The sequence below is a fragment of the Megasphaera sp. AF13-6AC genome (assembly GCF_027685385.1).
Lineage (GTDB): Bacteria > Bacillota > Negativicutes > Veillonellales > Megasphaeraceae > Megasphaera > Megasphaera micronuciformis.
In genome coordinates this window covers 11,752-16,936 of sequence record NZ_JAQCUN010000018.1, presented here as the reverse complement: position 1 = coordinate 16,936, position 5,185 = coordinate 11,752, and the positions used below count along the sequence as shown (strand labels likewise).

3 protein-coding genes and 1 pseudogene are annotated in these 5,185 nt (G+C 45.1%); all 4 read right to left on the bottom strand.

The features are described 5' to 3' along the window. Window positions 1-657 (bottom strand): annotated as a pseudogene (locus PGX78_RS02220) (excinuclease ABC subunit UvrA); the annotation flags it as partial. A gap of 3 nt (window positions 658-660) precedes the next feature. Next, entirely contained in the window at window positions 661-2,823 is a 2,163-nt protein-coding gene (gene uvrB, locus PGX78_RS02215) for an excinuclease ABC subunit UvrB (RefSeq protein ID WP_270445210.1), read from the bottom strand. 123 nt (window positions 2,824-2,946) lie between these two features. Further along, window positions 2,947-4,896: a molecular chaperone HtpG gene (gene htpG / locus PGX78_RS02210; RefSeq protein WP_270445209.1), complete on the bottom strand. Its 1,950-nt coding sequence runs from the start codon at window positions 4,894-4,896 to the stop codon at window positions 2,947-2,949. A gap of 129 nt (window positions 4,897-5,025) precedes the next feature. After that, window positions 5,026-5,151, bottom strand: a complete 126-nt coding sequence (locus PGX78_RS02205; protein ID WP_270445211.1) for a hypothetical protein — start codon at window positions 5,149-5,151, stop codon at window positions 5,026-5,028. Window positions 5,152-5,185 lie beyond the last annotated feature (34 nt).

Genomic DNA, 5,185 nt, shown 5'->3' with positions numbered 1-5,185 from the left:
AAGACGTGTCTCGATTTCTTTCTTTACAACCAAGCGATCCACGACGACTTCAATCGTATGTTTTTTATTCTTATCAAGATGAATATCGTCGGATAACAAATAAATTTCTCCGTCTACACGTACACGCACATACCCGTCTTTAACAAGCCTTTCCAAAAGCTTTTGATGAGTTCCTTTGCGGCCGTCAACAACAGGTGCCATGACCATGATTTTCTGTCCGGTTCCCAAGGCCAGGACAGAATCGGTCATCTGTTCTATGGTCTGCTGACGAATGGGTTTACCGCACGACGGACAAAAGGCTTCGCCTGCACGAGCATAAAGAAGGCGAAGATAGTCATAAATTTCCGTAACCGTTCCGACAGTGGAACGGGGATTGCGGCTGGTTGTCTTCTGGTCGATGGAAATAGCCGGAGACAAGCCTTCAATGTAGTCTACATCAGGCTTATCCATTTGTCCCAAAAACTGCCGTGCATAGGCTGACAGAGACTCTATATAACGCCTCTGCCCTTCCGCATAAATCGTGTCAAAGGCCAAGGATGACTTTCCCGACCCGGAAAGTCCCGTAATGACAACGAATTTATCACGCGGCAATACGAGATCTATGTTTTTTAAGTTGTGCTGTCTGGCACCTTTTATAATAATTTTCGCTTCAGACATACCTCAGTCCTTACTCCTCTTCATTGGCTTTCCTTTTTCTACGGCCTCACTCTTACGACGGCGTGCCGACGGATGACGAACCTTACGAACCGTGCGTGCCGACGGCATATCGGCCTGTCCGGCCAATTCTTTCGGTAACGTGTCGTCATGACTCATTTGCGACAGTTCTTGTCGTAACCGTCCCAGGCGATCTCTTATTTCCGCCGCCTTTTCAAATTCCAACTGCCTTGACGCCTTTTTCATTTCCTGAGTCAATGAGTGAATGACCTTGTGCAAGGCTTCTTTAGTAAGCAATTCATCGGCAGCTCCGTAGCCTTTTTCTTCTTCACTCACCTTCGTCAGTTCAATTAAGTTTACAACCTCTTTCTTAACCGACTTGGGTGTAATATGGTGCTCCTTATTATAGGCTTCCTGTACGGCCCGGCGACGTTCCGTTTCGTCCATAGCCCGTTGCATGGATCCCGTTACCGTATCGGCATACATGATAACGGTGCCGTGTTCATTACGAGCCGCTCGCCCCATAGTCTGTATCAAAGCCGTGTCGGATCTTAAAAAGCCTTCCTTATCCGCATCAAGAATGGCGACTAATGAGACTTCCGGCATGTCCAGCCCTTCACGCAACAAGTTAATGCCGACAAGAACATCGAATACGCCCGCCCGTAAATCACGAATGATTTCGGCCCGTTCTATAGTAGCAATATCCGAGTGCAAATACCGCACAAGAATCCCCGTTTCCTTTAAAAATTCAGTCAAATCTTCCGCCATTTTTTTAGTCAGCGTCGTTACTAAAACTCGTTCTTTCTTTTCAATGCGCTTGCGAATTTCACCGAGCAAATCGTCCATCTGCCCCGTAACGGGGCGGACCTCTACCTTCGGGTCCAGAAGTCCTGTAGGCCGAATGATTTGCTGGGCCAAATTGGTCTGTACTTCCATCTCATAGTCACCGGGCGTCGCACTGACATAGACAATCTGATTAATCCGTTCCGTAAACTCATCAAAATTCAAAGGTCTGTTATCCTTAGCCGACGGAAGTCTGAACCCGTATTCAACAAGAGACTCCTTGCGTGACTGATCGCCTGCATACATAGCTCTAAGCTGCGGTATGGTAACATGCGATTCGTCGATGAGAATCATAAAATCGTCGGGAAAGTAATCAAGCAAGGTATACGGTGCTTCTCCGGCCTTGCGGCCCGACAAATGGCGAGAATAGTTTTCTATGCCCGAACAATATCCCATTTCTTCCATCATTTCCATATCATACCGCGTACGTTGTTCCAAGCGCTGTGCTTCCAACAGCCGTTCCCGGCTCTTCAAATATTGCAATCTTTCCGTCAACTCTTCGCTGATTGTACCGAGGGCTCTTTGCATCTTTTCCTTCGTCGTTACGTAATGACTGGCAGGATAGACGGCTATATGCTTTCGTTCAGCCAAAACTTCCCCTGTCAGCACATCCACTTCCGTCATGCGATCGATTTCATCACCGAACATTTCGATACGAATGACGGAACTGTCGAAAGCCGCCGGAAAGACTTCAATCGTATCCCCGTGTACGCGAAAGGTCCCGCGCTGTAAATCTAAATCGTTTCGTGTATATTGAATGTCCACGAGTTTTCGTAAAATTTCGGTTTGAGATTTCTCCTGCCCTAAACGCAAGGACAGTACCAAATCACTGTAATCTTCCGGGTCACCCAAGCCGTATATGCACGATACGGAAGCGACTATAATCACGTCACGCCGTTCGAAAAGACTCATCGTCGCCGAATGACGCAACTTATCTATTTCATCGTTAATAGCCGAATCCTTTTCAATATATGTATCCGTTGTGGGGATATAGGCTTCCGGCTGGTAATAGTCATAGTAGCTGACAAAATAACCCACTTCATTATCCGGAAAAAAAGCCTTGAATTCACTGCATAGTTGGGCTGCCAAGGTTTTATTGTGAGCAATGATTAACGTAGGCTTTTGAACCCGCTCAATCAGTTTGGCCATCGTATATGTCTTACCGGTTCCCGTGGCTCCCAATAATACTTGAGCCCACTGCCCGCTTTCAATACCGTGTGCCAATGAATCTATGGCTGCCGGCTGATCTCCCGTAGGTTCAAAGGGAGATTCGACACGAAAAGGACGAGACCGATCATAATCCTTATTTCTTTCTTCTACATTCATAAACTGATGCTCCGTTTCTTTACGAAACTATACTTCGTAAGTCTTATTATTTTAGCACAAGACCGAACATATGTACACGTAAACGGGTAGAAAAACGGAGCGGCTGCGAACCGCTCCGTCAACTTATTTAGCCATCATTTTTGCAAGGCGTTGCGCAAAGACAACAGGATCTTCCGGCATAATTCCTTCCAACAATAGTGCCTGATCGTATAAGAGTTCACTGTACTCTTTGAATGCATCCTTGTTCGTTTCTCCGTCATGTATAGTCTTCAGTTTATTGAATAATTCATGATGAGGATTGATTTCCAAAATACGCCGTGCCTTCATAAACGGATTATCCGCACCGGCAAAAGCCTGTTCCATGGCTACAGACGGCCCTGCCGCATCGGCCACGAGGCAAACGGCACCGCTTTTTAACCGATTGGAAAGGCGTACATCCACCACTTTCGATTCCAAGGCTTTTTTCACGTCTTGTAGCAGACCTTCATTATCTTTAGCCAAGTCTTCGTTTTTCTTTTTTTCTTCCTTAAATGTATCGTCATCCAAGTCCAAATCGCCGCGGCTTACAGAATGGAAGGACTTACCGTCGTATTCATGAAGAGCCTCAATGGCGAATTCATCTACGGGGTCAAAAAGATACAATACATCCAGTTCTCGATCCTTCAGCAATTCCGTCTGCGGCAAGGCATCAATGCTTTCCTTGTCTTTACCTACAGCATAATAAATCTTCTGCTGCCCGTCCTTCATAGCCTCTACATATTCTTTCAAGGTAACGAGACGACCTTGACGAGCCGAATAAAAGAGTACCAAGTCCTTAAGCTTGTCCGCATTGTTTTCTCCGGTCATCATGCCGCTGTAAATGCCGATCTTAATAGACTTTCCGAACTCGTTCCAGAACTTTTCGTATTCAGGCCGTTCTTTTTCCGCCTTTCGAGCCAAAGTTTTTAAAATAGTCTTTTCCAAGTTCTTGCCGATAACTTTTAAATTACGGCTTTGTTGCAACATTTCACGCGAAATATTGAGGGACAGGTCGGGAGAATCGACAAGGCCTTTGACAAACCGCAAGTATTCGGGAAGTAAATCCTTGCACTTATCCATAATAAATACGTGACGCGAATACAATTGAATGCCCGGTTCATAATCACTGTAATACAGATTCATAGGAGCACTGCCGGGAATGAACAGAAGTGCCGTGTATTCAACCGTTCCTTCAGCCTTTGTATGGAATACTTCCATAGGCTTTTCCCATTCATAGAACTGATGACGGAAAAAGTCGGCATATTCTTCGTCCTTAATATCCGACTTGTTCCGAGTCCACAAGGGCTGCATGGAATTCAACGTCTTCAATTCCGTTTTTTCAATCGGATCAGCCCCTTCAACGGGCTGACCGTCTTCATTTTTCGGTACTTCTTTTACCGTTACATTCATCATAATGGGATAGCGAATATAGTCGGAGTATTTTTTAACTAATTCGGAAAGACGACTTTCATCAAGGAAGTCATCTTCACCTGTTGTAAATTCATCTTTCAGTTCCAGTACGACAGCCGTTCCGTGATGTTTAACATCGCATTCCGTTAAGGTGTATGAGCCGTCACCCGTAGATTTCCAACAATACCCGGTATCCGTACCGGCCTTTCTGGTCAAGACCGTAACGGCCTTAGCAACCATAAAAGCCGAATAAAAACCGACACCGAACTGGCCGATTAATTCCTTGTCCGATACGTTTTCATTATCTTCTTTTTCCGCTTTCAGACGTTCCAAAAAGGCCTTAGTCCCTGACCGAGCAATAGTACCGATATTGGCTTTAATATCTTCCTTGTCCATGCCGATACCGTTGTCGGCAACAGTCAAAGTCTTCTTATCCTTATCTATGGCCAGTCGAATAGAAAATTCCGTATCGCCTTCCAATAAATCGCGATTTGTCAACGCTTCATAATGTAATTTATCAATAGCATCGGAACCGTTGGAAATCAATTCACGAAGAAATATTTCACGGTTTGTATAAATAGAATGAATCATAAGATCCAACAATTGTTTTGTTTCAGCTTGAAACTCATATCTTTCTTCAGCCACTTTTCAAAACTCCCTTCTATGTAAGCATACTTTTCTTTATGCTCATCTATCATACCTTATAAAGGGCAAAAAGTCAAAGTCGTCTAAAAAATAAAATTTCCGCCTCCCTGCAAGGAAGACGGAAAGAGTTTAATACAATCCTACCGATGCGGCATAGGCCAATAATACGGCCAAAGGACCTGTAATCATGCGCGAATACAAGACGGCAGGCACGCCCAGTTCGATGGTTTCCGGTTCCGCTTCACCAAGACTCAGGCCGACAGGAATAAAGTCGGCGCCGACTTGTGCA